Raw genomic sequence first — 13,767 nt, 5'->3', positions numbered from 1 at the left:
TCTTACGATGAATGTTGTAAGCTTATAGGGAAGAATCCTTATTTTAAGTTAGAGAGGAACATTCCTATTCGCATAGAATGTTCCTCAATTTTAAATTACCAATAACCCAACACTTTCCACCAAAGTCCGCCAATCACCACAAAGATGATGATATTGACCACACTCATGACAAAGCCAGCTTTCCACCATTCACCCAGTGTGGTGTAGCCTGAGCCAAACACCACAGGCGATGTACCCGTTGCATAATGGGTCAAGGTCATCATGATACTCGAAGCAGCGGCCATCATTAAGGCAAACAACATCGGTGGCGCACCCAATGCGAGTCCAGCCGTATAAAAAGCTGCAAACATGGCAGTGATATGTGCCGTGGTACTAGCAAACATATAATGAGCATATAGATAAGCAAGCATCAATAACAAGCATGCAGGCATCCAGCTTAAACCTAGAGAGCCAATACTATTTTCGAGTACACCTGAGAACCAAGCGATCAAACCAAGTTTATTCAAATAAGTCGCCATCATCACCAAAGCGGCGAACCAAGTGATCGTATCCCATGCACTTTTTTGCGTCAGAATATCTTCCCAAGTCAGTACACCAGTGATCAGCAGCAGGCCTAAACCAATAAAGGCTGTTGTGGTTGGATCAACTGCCCAAGCAGAACCAAAGAGCATAGCTGGAATACCAGCCCATAACAGCAGCAAGATACCGAATACGCCGAGCATAATGATTTCATTTCGACTGACTGAACCCATTTCTGTTAATTTATCTTTTGCAAACTGAGCAGCATTCGGTGTTTCTTTAACTTCAGGTGGGTACATCCAATACATGATCAATGGCATGATGATTAACGCAATTAAACCCGGTAATAACATCGCCAATGCCCATGTACTCCAACTCAATGAAATTTCACTGTTGGTTGCCTTTGCCACGAGATCAACGACCAATGGGTTCGGTGCGGTTGCGGTAATAAACATCGCGGAGGTAATTGGGTTCGCTTGGTAATTGACCAGAGATAGAAATTTACCCATACGACCTTCAGTGCCTTTGGCAGGATCAGAGTCATAACTGGTAGAAATTGCACGTACAATCGGGTGAATAATCCCGCCACCACGTGCGGTATTACTTGGGGTCACAGGTGCAAGAATTAGTTCGGAAAGCACCATGCTATAACCAATACCAATGGTTTTCTTGCCCCAAACGGCGATAAATAAATAGCCTAAGCGTGCGCCCAATCCTGTTTTTTGTAACCCTTTAGAAATCATGATGGAAATACCAATCAACCAAATCAATGGATTACCAAAGCTGCTAAGCGCATCTTGAATCGCACCACTTGGACTATCATTGGTGACACCTGTCACTGCAACTAAGGTAATAGCAATAATAGCGATTGCACCGATTGGCATTGCCTTGCCAATGATGGCGGCAATAACACCAACAAACATAGCCAATAAATGCCACGCTTCAGGTTCGACACCGCTTGGCACAGGAATAACGAACCAAATAATGAGAGCAATAGATATAGCGATAAAAGTAGGGAGAGTTTTGAATCCCATGTGTTGTTTCCCCTTGTTGTCATGGGTTTAATCAAATTTATAGTTCTTTATGAATGAATCTTTAAAGAAATAACCGTTAAGTCATAATTATCGATGACTAGAGATCGGTAATTCAAAGAGTATTTTGTTGATTGCTTGTGATATCGTTCATTCAATCACCATATTTATTTTAGATCGCTGGTAATACAGCAAGAGTGATAGAAATTTTTATTAAATTCTGATCTAACATGCTACATTTTGAACTTGCTTGATAAAACTATAAGTACGGTATGACACAACTAAGACGTTTTGTGTATTGCACACTGCATGATGATGACTATCAAACTACGTTTAGCCGAGGCGTTAACTACTTTCTTATATTTTTGATTGTGGCAAATGCTATGGCAGTCATGCTGGAATCAATCGACTCTATTTTTTATCCAAATCAGATGTTATTTGAAACATTTGAGAATATTTCGATCGTTATTTTTTCGGTTGAGTATCTGTTGAGGGTATGGAGTATTGCCGAAAAAGATCCACAGTCACCAGCATGGCAGCAACGCTTTGCTTGGATGAAAAGTGGTGGAGCAATTATCGACTTGCTTGCAATTCTTCCTGCGTATCTCAATTTCTTTGTCAATATCGACTTACGTGTTCTCAGAATTTTACGCTTATTACGATTGCTCAAATTGACGCGCTATTTCGTATCGTTGCAGATATTATTACGCGTGATTCATCGAGAAAAAGGTTCTTTTCAGGCTGTTATTTTTATCTTAATTATCATGATTGTAATGACGGCATCTGGTATTTATGTGGTTGAGAATCAAGCTCAACCAGAAGAGTTTAGTTCGATACCAAAGGCCATGTGGTGGGCGGTGGTGACGTTAACCACAGTCGGCTACGGTGATGTAACACCAGTGACTAACATGGGTAAGTTTTTAGGGGCGATGATCACTATTTTAGGGGTCGGGATTGCAGCACTTCCAGCAGGTATTTTGGCTTCAGGCTTGGCTAATGAATTAAACTTACGCAATCAAAAGCTAGAACAAGAATTTCGCGAAGCTTTACAAGCAAGGGGAATTGACTTGTTACATGATCAACGTGAGATTGAAAATATTCGTTTAAAAGTAGGATTACCTAAAGAGCAAACTCATGAAATTATTATGCAATTGGTGAAGGAAAAAATTTTAGAAGATCAAGAGCAGGCTACTCAGCATAAACCAAAAAGTTTTTGTCCACATTGTGGTGAAAAATTATCTGAGTAAATATCAATTTTATTGTAATAATCAATAAAAAGTTGAGAGAGTTAACTGTTATAGTAAGTGAAAATTTGAACAAATGAATTATTTTTCTATATGAGTTTACTTACTTTTTTCTCTTTTATTGTGTATTCAACCGTTACTTCAATTACACCTGGCCCAAACAATATTATGTTGGCTGCTTCTGGCTTGAACTTTGGCTTAAAGCGAAGTATTCCTCATATTTTAGGAATTGGTTTTGGCTTTGGTGTCATGGTAATTCTAGTCGGTTACGGGATTGGTGCGGCACTAGGTTCTTCGCCTTTGCTTTATGAAATTCTAAAAATCATAGGGATTAGCTACTTATTGTATTTAGCCTATAAAATCTATCGAGCGGGTAGTATTAAAACCGATACCAAAGTTGATAAGCCATTAAGTTTTATGGGCGCTGCTTTATTCCAATGGGTCAATCCGAAAGCATGGATTATGGCAATGGGAGCAATTACGACTTATAGCTCAGCAAATAGTCGATTGGTAGAATTCGTTTTTATCGGTGTGATCTTCGGATTGGTGAGTATTCCAAGTGTTGGGGTGTGGGCGTATATGGGCGAAAAGTTGAAAATGATTGTAAATCATCCGAGGAAAGTTCAATTGTTTAATACAGTGATGGCGTTGTTATTGGTCGCATCCGTTATCGTTCCGATTAAAGATTCAGTTAAATTTTTTATCCCCTAAAGATATTAAATGTTGTCATAGCATTACCCATACTTTCTTGCGTATAACCTAAAAACACCTTGCTTTGTTGATAAGTTTTAGTCATTTGACTGGACTTATCAAAGAGTAAGGAAGCTTACTCTGTCCCAGCCTAATATTTTCAGCTACACAATGAATGAAAATAATATTTAATATAACTTAAAGTTGTTATAAGCAGGTTTAGCAAATATTAAAAAAAGATAACAATAATAATTATCATTTATGATACTTTCTTATTTGATGTTTATTGTAATTTTTAAGCATTTTTTAAGGTTGTTTATTAAATGAAATTCTCCCGCCATGATTAAACGGCGCTATTTACTGGTTTTACTCATACCTTTGGCTTTGATTTCCTTGTTTGTTGGTGTAGGGGATATGAGTCTTGAAGGATTGATTGCAGGAAATCCACAAGATTGGCAACTCTTTTGGACGAGTCGATTACCACGCCTGATGGCGATTGTTGTTGCAGGTGCTGGGTTAAGTGTCTGCGGTTTAATTATGCAGTCATTAAGTCGAAATCGCTTTGTTTCACCAACCACAGCGGGTTTATATGACTGTGCACGGCTGGGCGTTTTAATTTCGATTATTTTGCTTCCAAGTGCTTCTATTTTTGCCAAAACTGGATTTGCGATTATTGTCACGCTGATTGGTGCGATGACATTTATGAGTATTCTTGCCACTTTAAAGCACCGAGATACGGTATTTGTGCCACTCGTTGGGATGATTTTTGGCAGCATTATTTCTGCATTTACGACTTTTATTGCTTTGCAACTTGATTTGTTGCAGAACTTAGCAGGGTGGTTGCAAGGCGATTTCTCAACCATTTTGAATGGTCAATATGAATTGATTTATTTAAGTATTCCCGTTCTCGCCTTGATTTATTTATTTGCCAATCGTTTTGTCTTGGCCGGCTTGGGTGAAGACTTTGCGACAAATCTAGGTTTGAACTATAAACAGACACTTTTCTTAGGTTTGCTGCTGGTCTCAGTAATTACTGGTGTAGTGATTGTGACTGTCGGCGCAATTCCTTTTCTCGGTTTAATTGTACCAAATCTAGTCAGCCTTTATTTAGGCGATCATATTCGCAAGACGCTTTCACATACGGCACTGCTTGGTGCGTTGCTGGTCTTACTGTGTGATGTTTTTGGTCGAGTGGTGATTTATCCCTATGAGGTTTCGGTCAGCCTGATTATGGGTGTAGTCGGTAGTGTGATCTTCCTGTGGTTATTACTCAGGAGGTATCGATATGCATAATACGACGAAGCTGGTTGTGCTTGCGGTTGCTGTATTGGTCAGCATTGGATTATATCTCGGTTGGAATCTCGGGGTAGCGTGGCAGTATGCACTGGGACTGCGTTTAAGAACGGTCGCTGCAATTGTTGTTGCAGGTGTTGCAGTTGGTGTTTCAACCTTGGTTTTTCATACGATTGTGAATAATCGCGTAGTCACGCCGCAAGCTTTAGGTTTGGATAAATTATACGAACTATCTAAAACTGCGATTATTTATTTCTTTGGTGCGAGTACGTTGTTGTCGCTAAACTTTGTGACTGATTATTTGATCAGTTTGTTGTTAATGGTGACTTTTGCTTTATTACTTTATCGCTTCATTTTCCAAAAAGTAGCGCAACAAAATATTTATTTCTTACTCTTGGTTGGTCTGATTTGTTCGACTTTATTTGACAACATGACCACCTTTTTTCAGGTGTTGCTCGATCCTGATGAGTTTCAAGTCGCTGCATACGCAGGCTTTGCAAGTTTTAATGTAGTGAAGTTGGAAACGGTCGCGCTATCGCTGCTAACCATTCTCCCGATTCTTTTTTATAGTTTTAGACATTATCACATATTGAATGTGATGGCGTTGGGACGAGATCACGCGTTAAATCTCGGATTGAACTATGACAAAACCAGCCGCTTGTTACTGATCCTCGTGGTATTGGCACTAGCATCTGCAACAGCCCTCGCAGGTCCAATGATGTTCCTTGGCTTATTGGTACTCAATATTACGTTGGAACTGTTTAAAACCCATCATCATCATATTTTACTGCTCGGTATTGTTTTAGTGAGTGTGCTTTGTCTCATGCTCGGTCAATTTATCGTATTACATGTACTGAATTTCAAAACCACATTGAGCGTGATTATTAACTTTGTCGGTGGAATTTATTTCTTCTGGATATTATTGAAGGAAAATAAAAAATGGCAATAGAGCTGAAGAATTTACGAAAAAGCTATCATCAACAGTGCGTCGTCAATCAAGTCTCAGTCACGATTGCCAAAGGAAAATTTACCGCATTTATTGGACCTAATGGTGCAGGTAAAAGTACGGTACTTTCGATTATGAGTCGTCTGATTGATGCAGATCAGGGACAGGTATTGTTGGATGGTCAAGATTTACGTGACATGAAAAGTGCGGATATTGCCAAAAAAATGGCGATTTTAAAGCAGTCCAATCATACCGAATTACGGCTTAGTATTGAAGATCTGGTGGCATTTGGAAGGTTTCCATATTCTCAGGGGCGTCTGACCCAGCAAGACCAGGACATTATTGATCGTTCAATTGCTTATATGGATTTGCAATCAATGCGTCATCGTCAGCTAAGTGAGTTGTCTGGTGGGCAGCGACAACGCGCCTACATTGCGATGATTCTGGCACAGGACACCGAATATATCTTATTGGATGAGCCGTTGAATAACTTAGATATGAAGCATTCTGCTCAAATTATGCGTGTGCTGAAAGATCTTGCTGAAAATCATGGCAAATCCATCATTGTCGTGATTCATGACATTAACTTTGCCTCTGTGTATGCCGATCACATTATTGCAATGAAAAATGGTGAGTTGGTCTATCAAGGGCATCCGCAGCAGATTATGAATGAAAGCACTTTAGAAACGATTTTTGATTTTCATATTCCGATTCAACAAATTCAGCAACACAAATTAGGTTTGTATTTTATTAGTTAGGAGTTCGTTATGCTGTTCAAAAAGACGTTGCCGATCATGATGTTGAGTGCAGTATTGGCTGCATGTGGTCATTCAAATGAACCTTCTGCGGCGCAGGAAGGAACTACAAACAGTCATGAAATGAAGAGTTTTAACAGTAAAGCAGGTCAGATTTCGATCCCATCGAACTTGTCTCGTATTGCGGTATTAGATACGAATGCATTGAATACCATTCATACGCTTGGGGCAGATGATAAAGTCGTTGCTTTACCCAAAGGAACACCATTGCCTGACGTGCTAAAGAACTTCAATAATGGTCAATATCTGGATGTTGGCACAGTCAAAGAGCCAAATCTTGAGAAAATTGCAGGGAGTCAGCCTGAGTTGATCTTGATGAGTGGGCGTATGGAAAACCTAGTGAATCAGATTAAACAAATTGCACCAACTTATTTTGTAGATGTGGATTATAACGATCAGTTTAATTCGTTTAAACAACAAACCTTGAATATTGCAGAAATGGTCGGCAAAAAAACTGAGGCAGAACAGCAATTAAAAACCTTGGAGCAAGACATTGCAGCGCTAAAACAAAAAACCAAAGGTAAAACTGCATTGGTGATCTTGGTAAATAACAGCAAGATTGCAGCCTATGGTTCAGGTTCGCGGTTTGGTAATATCCATGATTTATATGGTTTTACCCCTGCAGATGCTTCGATTAAAGTGGGCTTACATGGGATGGCTATTTCACATGAGTTTATTGCCCAGAAAGACCCAGACTATTTATTCGTAATTGATCGTGGTGCTGCAATCACGGGTAATCAAGAGGGTGCAAAACGAGTATTGAGTAATAATATTATCAATCAATCTAAAGCGGCCAAAAATGGCAATATTGTTTATTTGGATTCGAGCAATTGGTATCTAATGAATAACGGTTTAGGTGGTATGCAGGCAATGGTAAAAGAAGTCGCTGATGCTGTGAAATAGCTTCAGCCATGATAGCGAGGTGTGCGCACGAAGCAGAATCTGTCGTTAAGCGACGACAGATTCTTTGTTAGCTGAGTATTTTGCGTAAGCTAAAGCGATTAATAGTACAATTAAACCACCTAAGCTTAAAACGAAACCCACCCAAATTGGGGCTAACCAGCCCATATTATGGCTCAGTACCCATCCACCTAAAAAAGCACCAAGGGCATTGGCTAGGTTGAAGGCTGAGTGATTCAATGATGCCGCCAAAGTTTGAGCATCCCCAGCAATATCCATCAAATGGGTTTGTAAGGCACTACCTAAACCAATCACCGTAAAGCCAATCAAAAATAAAGCAGCAATCGCTGTATATAGATTCGCCATCATAAAACTGGCGAGTACGAAGGTGAGTGCGGAACTGATTAAAATACCAATCATGGTTTTAAATAAATGCCGATCTGCAAGCCAACCCGCAACTAAACCACCAATGACCATACCCACGCCCCAGATCGCCAACGCAATCGGAACAACAGAAATATCGGCATGTGTATATTCAGTCAAGATCGGGGAGACGTAACTATAAACGGAAAACATACCGCCAAACCCGATTGCGCCAACGGCAAGTGTTAACCACATATTAATATTTTTTAAGCCTTTCAATTCAGCCCGAATACTTGCGGCTTTTTGTGGGCGAATATTGGGCACAAAAAGACCGATGCCGATCAAGGTAATAAAGGCAATGACAGCAGAAAATTCAAAACCAGTTTTCCAGCCGAATTGTTGACCGAGCCATGTGGCGATGGGTACACCAATCACATTCGCGATAGTCAGTCCCATCATCACTTGAGCAATTGCAATCGCTCGGCGTTGTTTACCCGCTAGCTCTGCTGCAACTAAAGCCGCTACGCCAAAGTAAGCGCCATGCGGAAAACCTGCAATAAAACGAGAGACTAACATGGCTTCTGAGCTTGTTGCTAAGGCAGTGGCAGCATTTGCTAGGCCATAAAACAACATCAATGCAAGTAGCAATGTTTTACGAGGAACTTTGGCACCCAAGATCGCAATAATGGGAGCACCAACCATAACACCAAGTGCATAGGCACTAATGAAATATCCAGCATGAGGGACACTGACATTTAAATCAGTCGCAATTTCTTGAATTAGTCCCATTGCAACAAATTCAGTTGTACCGATACAAAAACTACCAATCGCAAGTGAAAAAATCACTAGAAATAAAGAATAGTTTTTTGATGGGGAGCTAAGCGAGGGAGCGTTTGGGGAGGACATAGGGTCTCGAAGCAAATTAAGCGAAGATATTATATCGGGCAGATCACAGAAATGTGAAAAAGAGCACAAATTTTATAGATGTCACCTAAATTTGCAATCGTAAATTAGCATGATAATACTAAATCTTTATGATAATTATTTTCATTTATGTATAATGCAATGCATAAAATAATTGGCTAAACCACTACGCTTAATCAATGAGTATGTGGGGGAAAGGATGGGAAACAATTGTGAATAAATTATTGATAGCATCATTGGCACTGATCTCAGGTTACAGCACAGCACACGAACCTTATGTTGCACCAATAGCATATCAAACTACCAACACGCAGGTTGCAATTTTGGCTGGTTATGCTGAAGAAGCTTTGCATAGTGAATATGCATTAAAAAGTCCGAAGTTTGAAATCACCGATCCAAAACAAGTTAAAAGCACTGTAGAACCAGACTCAAAACTGGGAACAGCTACGGTATTTGATTTGAAATTACCTGAAGCGGGTACTTATCGTGTGCAAACCACAGCAAGCTATCCGTTGAAGTATGTGCAAGATCAAAAAGAATGGAAATTGTTCTTTGATATGGCAGCGGATAAAGCACCTGCAAAATCTGAACGAGATTATCTGATCCCTGCCGATCTTAAAACTAAGAAAATTAATCCTGTAGAAGTCACCCGTGAATGGACCTTATTGACCTACGTGACAAAGGAAAAAGCTTCACCTGTACAGCCAATCGCAGCGCCGATTCAAGTTGAGTTTTCAACACATCCGAATGAATTAAAAGCTAATCAGCCTACAAAAGTAAAAGTTGCGAAAGCAAATCAACCTTTAGCCAATGCAGAAGTTGTAGTCCGTGCTAAGGGTGCAACGGATGAACAAGCGCAAACACTAAAAGCAGGCACTGATGGATCTGTAGATTTAACATTTCCACGCGCAGGTGAGTATCTAGTAGAAGTTACAGAGTCGGTTGATAGCAAGAAAAAACCAAGTAATCAGTTTTATAGCATTATTAGTTTATCTGTAAATTAACCCTGATCATAAGCTGATCTATATATGTATGGATCAGCTTATTCATTTTATTCATCATCCATCGCATTGCTGTAAAATTTTACACCCAATTTAATGCGATCACGTCCATTACTCATACGCCAGCGATTGGTGTCTCTTAACGAGTAAACACAACCACAATATTCTTGTTGATAGAATTCTTCTCTTTTACTGATTTCTAGCATACGTACTGCACCGCCATGCTTGCGCCAATTATAATCCCAGTATTCGATATTTGGATAATGTGCAGCGGCGCGGAGACCACAGTCATTGATTTGCTGCATATTCTTCCAACGAGAAATACCCAATGAGCTGCTAATCAAGCTAAAGCCATGTTCATGGGCATATAATGCGGTTCTTTCAAAACGCATATCAAAACACATCGTGCAATGGATTCCTTTTTCAGGTTCATTCTCCATGCCTTTCGCGCGAGAAAACCAATTATCGGTATCGTAATCACAGTCGATAAACGGAATATTATGTTTTTTTGCAAAACGAATGTTTTCTTCTTTACGAATCAAATATTCTTTGACTGGATGGATGTTTGGGTTATAGAAAAAAATCGAAAAGTCGATACCAGATTCGATGAGGGTTTCCATGACTTCGCCAGAACAAGGTGCGCAGCATGAATGTAATAATAATTTATCGTGACCTTCAGGCAGTGTAAGCTTTTGGCGTTCAAGAGACATGGCAAACGAAGATAAATAAGTGAATAATCTGCTATTGTAAAAGTTTTAGGTGACACAAAACTCTGAATTTAGTGAAAGTTTTTCAGCATAAAATGAAATTAATTTAACTTAAAAAAATGCAAAAAGTTCAAAATATTTTCTCGTGTATGCGCTGTTTAATATGTGAATGATAAAGTAAAGTCATATTGAGGTAAGCTAATTAATTTTATGTTAAGATGAAATAAATTCAATTTTGGTTTTGGTCGTGTTAGAGCTTCGTCATTTAAAAACACTGATTGCTTTACGAGAGCATGGTTCATTGGTTGCTGCTGCAGCGGATTTATGTTTAACGCCATCCGCGATTTCTCATCAACTTAAAGAATTGGATCATTGGTATGGGGTAGAGGTGGTAAATCGTCGCAGTCGTCCCGTGACTTTTTCCAATGTCGGACAACGCCTACTCAAGCTTGCAGATGATATCTTGCCGCAAGTACAGATAGCCCAAACGGATATTACTCGGATTGTGCATGGGCAGACAGGACGTATTATTTTTTCTTCCGAATGCCATAGCTGTTTTGACTGGTTGATGCCGTTATTGAATCAATACCGTCACCAATACCCAGATGTGGATTTGGACTTTGCAGCAGGTTTTGAATCCAATCCACATGAATTGTTGCAAAATGCTGAATTTGATTTATTGATTACAGCTGATCCTATCGCTTTAAAAGGGATCGAATATTTCCCAATTTTTGAATATGAATCGCGTTTAGTGTTATCCAATACACATCCACTTGTGCGAGCCGAACAAGTTACAGTGCAGGATTTAGCTGAGCAAACCTTGATTACTTATCCAGTTGATAAACATCGTTTGGATATCATGGCGCACTTGTTTATTCCTGAGAATATTCAGCCTAAACATATACGGACAACAGATTTAACCCAAATGCTTATTCAGTTGGTTGCCAGTGGGCGGGGCGTAGCGGCTTTGCCTGATTGGGTCGTCAATGAATATGAACAAAAAGGGTGGGTTGTTAGTCGCCGCTTGGATTGTGTTTCACCGCAAGGTCTAAGACGTACACTGTATGCGGGCTATCGAACTGAAGAAAAAGAGAAAAATTATTTTGAGGGCTTTTTAAAGCAATTAGAAAAATTTTCAAAAAAACGTACAGTATATTACGAACGCTAATGTATGGTGGTGCTAAGCAGATCACTTAGAAACTCTAGATCATTTCTAGGTTCTAGGTGATTTTTTGTTTTTTTCGGTATATTTATTGACTGTTAAATATTGGTCAAGACTTCCCAATCAAAAGTGAAAGGATACCTGCTGCGATCAAAGGACCTACAGGTACACCACGGAGTAATGCAACCCCTGCAACTGTACCAATCAATAGGCCTGCAATGACATCGGGTTGACTGGTCATGAGCTTCATTCCACGACCGCCCAGCCATGCAACCAATAATCCTATGGCAATGGCGATTAAAGACTTCACACTGATGAAAGACTTTAAAATATTATCGCCACTGATCTTGCCACTCGCAATCGGCGCGAGGACACCAATGGTTAGAATAATAATTCCAATATTTAAACCATGTTGCTGGATATAAGGGAAAAATTGGTCTAAAGGTGTGAGTTTCACCACAATCAATACAGCGGCAGCTATCGTAACCGCCGTATTGTGACTAAAAACGCCACAAGCAAGTAAGATGATGAGTACCAATAAATTAACATCAAGCTGAGAAAACATATTGAGAAGAAAAAGCAATAAAGTTGAATTGTATCGTAATTTGTGAAGCTACTTTCCAATAATTTACATGATGGTAAAACAAGCAGGTTTCCTGATCTACTTTGTCTATGCTGTCATTAAGATTCTATGCGTGATAATTATGCATTTTGGCTTGATAAAGTTGATCAAACGCGTATGCAAGGTCAGCAAGTGTCGTTGCTTTTAATTTTGCTAAAAGAATATCTTGTGCTTGTTGCATCGCATCTTCTAAGGCCGCATTTACAACACGTTCAACACCGCATTCTGGATTTTCTCGTTCATTACCGATTGCAAAAATGGTTGGTTCGCCTACTGCATTATAAATATCTAATAATGTTGTTTTTTCTAAGTCAGCTATAAGATGCCAACCTCCTTTGGGTCCCTTTACCGATTGTATAAAACCTGCATTTTTTAATCCTGCCATTGTACGTCTGACGACTACAGCATTGGTTGAAAGCATATGTGCAATTTCTTCTGAAGTGAAAATCTTGTTTTGACGTGCCATATGGAGTAGCACATGGAGCATTCGAGAAAGTTTGCTGTCGGTACGCATAGCATGTAGGGTGATTTAAGGTTGGATATTAATGTAACATCAAAAGTTGCAAATATAAATAAAAAGTACTAGTGTAACTTTAAAAGTTACTTATTGGTGTGTGAAAATGAATTATGATGTGGTAATCATTGGTGGTAGTTATGCCGGTCTGGCAGCAGGCTTGCCACTGGGTCGTGCAAGAAGAAAAGTTGTAATAATAGATGCAGGGCAACGTAGAAATCGCTTTGCAGATCACTCACATGGTTTTCTAACACAAGATGGTACGCTTGCGAGCGAAATCGCACAGATCGCCAAGCAGCAATTACTTCAATACCCAACAGTGGACTGGATTGATGGGCAGGTAAAGCGGTTAGAAAAAAAAGATGATCTTTTTCATATTTGTATTGATGGTATACAGGCGGTAAGTGCGAAAAGAATCATCATTGCAACTGGTGTACAAGACCAACTGCCTGAGATCAAGGGGCTTAAAGAACGTTGGGGAAAAAGTATTTTTCATTGCCCTTACTGCCATGGTTTTGAGTTAAATCAAGGAAAAATTGGGTTAATTGCAAGTTCTGAGCATTCAGCCCATATGGCAATGTTATTACCCGAATGGGGGAGCGTGACCTACTTTTTGAATGGCCAGCCTTTAGCCGCTGAAGTAGAAGCACAGTTGATTGAAAGAAATGTCGTGATTGAAAAAAGGCCTATTGCAGAAATTATTGAACACAGCACAGTTGTGCTGTCTGATCAAAATCATATTACTTTTGAAGGGATATTTGTCACAACCCAATGTGTAATTTCTCAAGATTGGATACATAAGCTCGCATGTGAGTTGGAGCACAACCCAATGGGGCAAATGATTAAAACCAATGCCTTAAAAGAAACATCAATATCTGGTGTTTTTGCGTGTGGAGATGTAGCTCGATTAGGTGGATCAGTTTCATTGGCTGTAGGCGATGGGACGATGGCTGGTGTTGCTGCACATCGATCATTGGTTTTCTAAGTTAACATAGGGTTTAAAGGTCATATTCACATTAAACATGTAGAAATGACC

The 13,767-nt window shown here is 39.6% G+C and carries 14 protein-coding genes; 9 read left to right on the top strand and 5 right to left on the bottom strand.

What is annotated here, in order from left to right; translation table 11 throughout:
• Positions 1–95: 95 nt before the first annotated feature.
• Positions 96–1,553, bottom strand: a complete 1,458-nt coding sequence (locus DS737_RS09525; RefSeq protein ID WP_113997392.1) for a DASS family sodium-coupled anion symporter — start codon at positions 1,551–1,553, stop codon at positions 96–98.
• A 269-nt stretch (positions 1,554–1,822) separates the two neighbouring features.
• Between DS737_RS09525 and DS737_RS09520 the strand changes: the two genes are divergently transcribed.
• The 6 genes from DS737_RS09520 to DS737_RS09495 all read left to right on the top strand — a co-directional run bounded on the left by DS737_RS09520 (position 1,823) and on the right by DS737_RS09495 (position 7,441).
• Positions 1,823–2,797: an ion transporter gene (locus DS737_RS09520; protein WP_113997391.1), complete on the top strand. Its 975-nt coding sequence runs from the start codon at positions 1,823–1,825 to the stop codon at positions 2,795–2,797.
• A gap of 90 nt (positions 2,798–2,887) precedes the next feature.
• Positions 2,888–3,505: a LysE family translocator gene (locus DS737_RS09515; protein ID WP_004638651.1), complete on the top strand. Its 618-nt coding sequence runs from the start codon at positions 2,888–2,890 to the stop codon at positions 3,503–3,505.
• A gap of 318 nt (positions 3,506–3,823) precedes the next feature.
• Positions 3,824–4,777 carry an ABC transporter permease gene (locus DS737_RS09510; protein ID WP_113997390.1) on the top strand — a complete coding sequence of 318 codons (954 nt, stop codon included), beginning with the start codon at positions 3,824–3,826 and terminating at the stop codon, positions 4,775–4,777.
• Complete coding sequence (locus DS737_RS09505) at positions 4,770–5,726, top strand: iron chelate uptake ABC transporter family permease subunit (protein ID WP_005081105.1); 957 nt, start codon at positions 4,770–4,772, stop codon at positions 5,724–5,726. Before DS737_RS09510 ends, DS737_RS09505 begins: the two co-directional genes overlap by 8 nt.
• Positions 5,717–6,481, top strand: coding sequence for an iron ABC transporter ATP-binding protein (locus tag DS737_RS09500; protein ID WP_005081102.1), 765 nt, complete (start codon positions 5,717–5,719; stop codon positions 6,479–6,481). The genes DS737_RS09505 and DS737_RS09500 overlap by 10 nt, the downstream gene beginning before the upstream one ends.
• A gap of 9 nt (positions 6,482–6,490) precedes the next feature.
• Positions 6,491–7,441, top strand: coding sequence for a siderophore ABC transporter substrate-binding protein (locus DS737_RS09495; protein ID WP_113997389.1), 951 nt, complete (start codon positions 6,491–6,493; stop codon positions 7,439–7,441).
• 45 nt (positions 7,442–7,486) lie between these two features.
• Here the strand turns inward: DS737_RS09495 and DS737_RS09490 are convergent, their stop codons facing one another.
• Positions 7,487–8,707, bottom strand: coding sequence for an MFS transporter (locus DS737_RS09490; protein ID WP_113997388.1), 1,221 nt, complete (start codon positions 8,705–8,707; stop codon positions 7,487–7,489).
• A 230-nt stretch (positions 8,708–8,937) separates the two neighbouring features.
• On the opposite strand from DS737_RS09490, the gene DS737_RS09485 reads away from it, so the two are divergent.
• Positions 8,938–9,729, top strand: a complete 792-nt coding sequence (locus DS737_RS09485) for a DUF4198 domain-containing protein (RefSeq protein WP_208464689.1) — start codon at positions 8,938–8,940, stop codon at positions 9,727–9,729.
• A gap of 47 nt (positions 9,730–9,776) precedes the next feature.
• On the opposite strand, the gene DS737_RS09480 is transcribed toward DS737_RS09485, so the two are convergent.
• Entirely contained in the window at positions 9,777–10,436 is a 660-nt protein-coding gene (locus DS737_RS09480) for an epoxyqueuosine reductase QueH (protein ID WP_113997386.1), read from the bottom strand.
• Positions 10,437–10,680: 244 nt separating this feature from the next.
• On the opposite strand from DS737_RS09480, the gene DS737_RS09475 reads away from it, so the two are divergent.
• A complete protein-coding gene (locus DS737_RS09475; protein WP_004638659.1) occupies positions 10,681–11,601 on the top strand; it encodes a LysR family transcriptional regulator in 921 nt (306 codons plus the stop codon).
• Between the two features lie 103 nt (positions 11,602–11,704).
• Here the strand turns inward: DS737_RS09475 and DS737_RS09470 are convergent, their stop codons facing one another.
• Complete coding sequence (locus tag DS737_RS09470) at positions 11,705–12,160, bottom strand: DUF441 domain-containing protein (RefSeq protein ID WP_004638660.1); 456 nt, start codon at positions 12,158–12,160, stop codon at positions 11,705–11,707.
• Between the two features lie 124 nt (positions 12,161–12,284).
• Complete coding sequence (locus tag DS737_RS09465) at positions 12,285–12,731, bottom strand: Rrf2 family transcriptional regulator (RefSeq protein WP_100833575.1); 447 nt, start codon at positions 12,729–12,731, stop codon at positions 12,285–12,287.
• A 106-nt stretch (positions 12,732–12,837) separates the two neighbouring features.
• Here DS737_RS09465 and DS737_RS09460 point away from each other — a divergent pair, with 106 nt between their 5' ends.
• Positions 12,838–13,716 carry an NAD(P)/FAD-dependent oxidoreductase gene (locus DS737_RS09460; protein WP_113997385.1) on the top strand — a complete coding sequence of 293 codons (879 nt, stop codon included), beginning with the start codon at positions 12,838–12,840 and terminating at the stop codon, positions 13,714–13,716.
• The last annotated feature ends 51 nt before the right edge of the window (positions 13,717–13,767 follow it).

Source organism: Acinetobacter haemolyticus, from assembly GCF_003323815.1.
Taxonomy (GTDB): domain Bacteria; phylum Pseudomonadota; class Gammaproteobacteria; order Pseudomonadales; family Moraxellaceae; genus Acinetobacter; species Acinetobacter haemolyticus.
The sequence above is the reverse complement of the archived record's forward strand: the minus strand, read 5'-3'. Positions and strand labels throughout refer to the sequence as shown.

What these genes read in the sequence shown, in the direction of transcription:
- DS737_RS09525 (WP_113997392.1), bottom strand. Translation starts at nt 1,553, where the DNA reads ATGGGATTCAAAACTCTCCCTACTTTTATCGCTATATCTATTGCTCTC.
- DS737_RS09520 (WP_113997391.1), top strand. Translation starts at nt 1,823, where the DNA reads ATGACACAACTAAGACGTTTTGTGTATTGCACACTGCATGATGATGAC.
- DS737_RS09515 (WP_004638651.1), top strand. Translation starts at nt 2,888, where the DNA reads ATGAGTTTACTTACTTTTTTCTCTTTTATTGTGTATTCAACCGTTACT.
- DS737_RS09510 (WP_113997390.1), top strand. Translation starts at nt 3,824, where the DNA reads ATGATTAAACGGCGCTATTTACTGGTTTTACTCATACCTTTGGCTTTG.
- DS737_RS09505 (WP_005081105.1), top strand. Translation starts at nt 4,770, where the DNA reads ATGCATAATACGACGAAGCTGGTTGTGCTTGCGGTTGCTGTATTGGTC.
- DS737_RS09500 (WP_005081102.1), top strand. Translation starts at nt 5,717, where the DNA reads ATGGCAATAGAGCTGAAGAATTTACGAAAAAGCTATCATCAACAGTGC.
- DS737_RS09495 (WP_113997389.1), top strand. Translation starts at nt 6,491, where the DNA reads ATGCTGTTCAAAAAGACGTTGCCGATCATGATGTTGAGTGCAGTATTG.
- DS737_RS09490 (WP_113997388.1), bottom strand. Translation starts at nt 8,707, where the DNA reads ATGTCCTCCCCAAACGCTCCCTCGCTTAGCTCCCCATCAAAAAACTAT.
- DS737_RS09480 (WP_113997386.1), bottom strand. Translation starts at nt 10,436, where the DNA reads ATGTCTCTTGAACGCCAAAAGCTTACACTGCCTGAAGGTCACGATAAA.
- DS737_RS09470 (WP_004638660.1), bottom strand. Translation starts at nt 12,160, where the DNA reads ATGTTTTCTCAGCTTGATGTTAATTTATTGGTACTCATCATCTTACTT.
- DS737_RS09465 (WP_100833575.1), bottom strand. Translation starts at nt 12,731, where the DNA reads ATGCGTACCGACAGCAAACTTTCTCGAATGCTCCATGTGCTACTCCAT.
- DS737_RS09460 (WP_113997385.1), top strand. Translation starts at nt 12,838, where the DNA reads ATGAATTATGATGTGGTAATCATTGGTGGTAGTTATGCCGGTCTGGCA.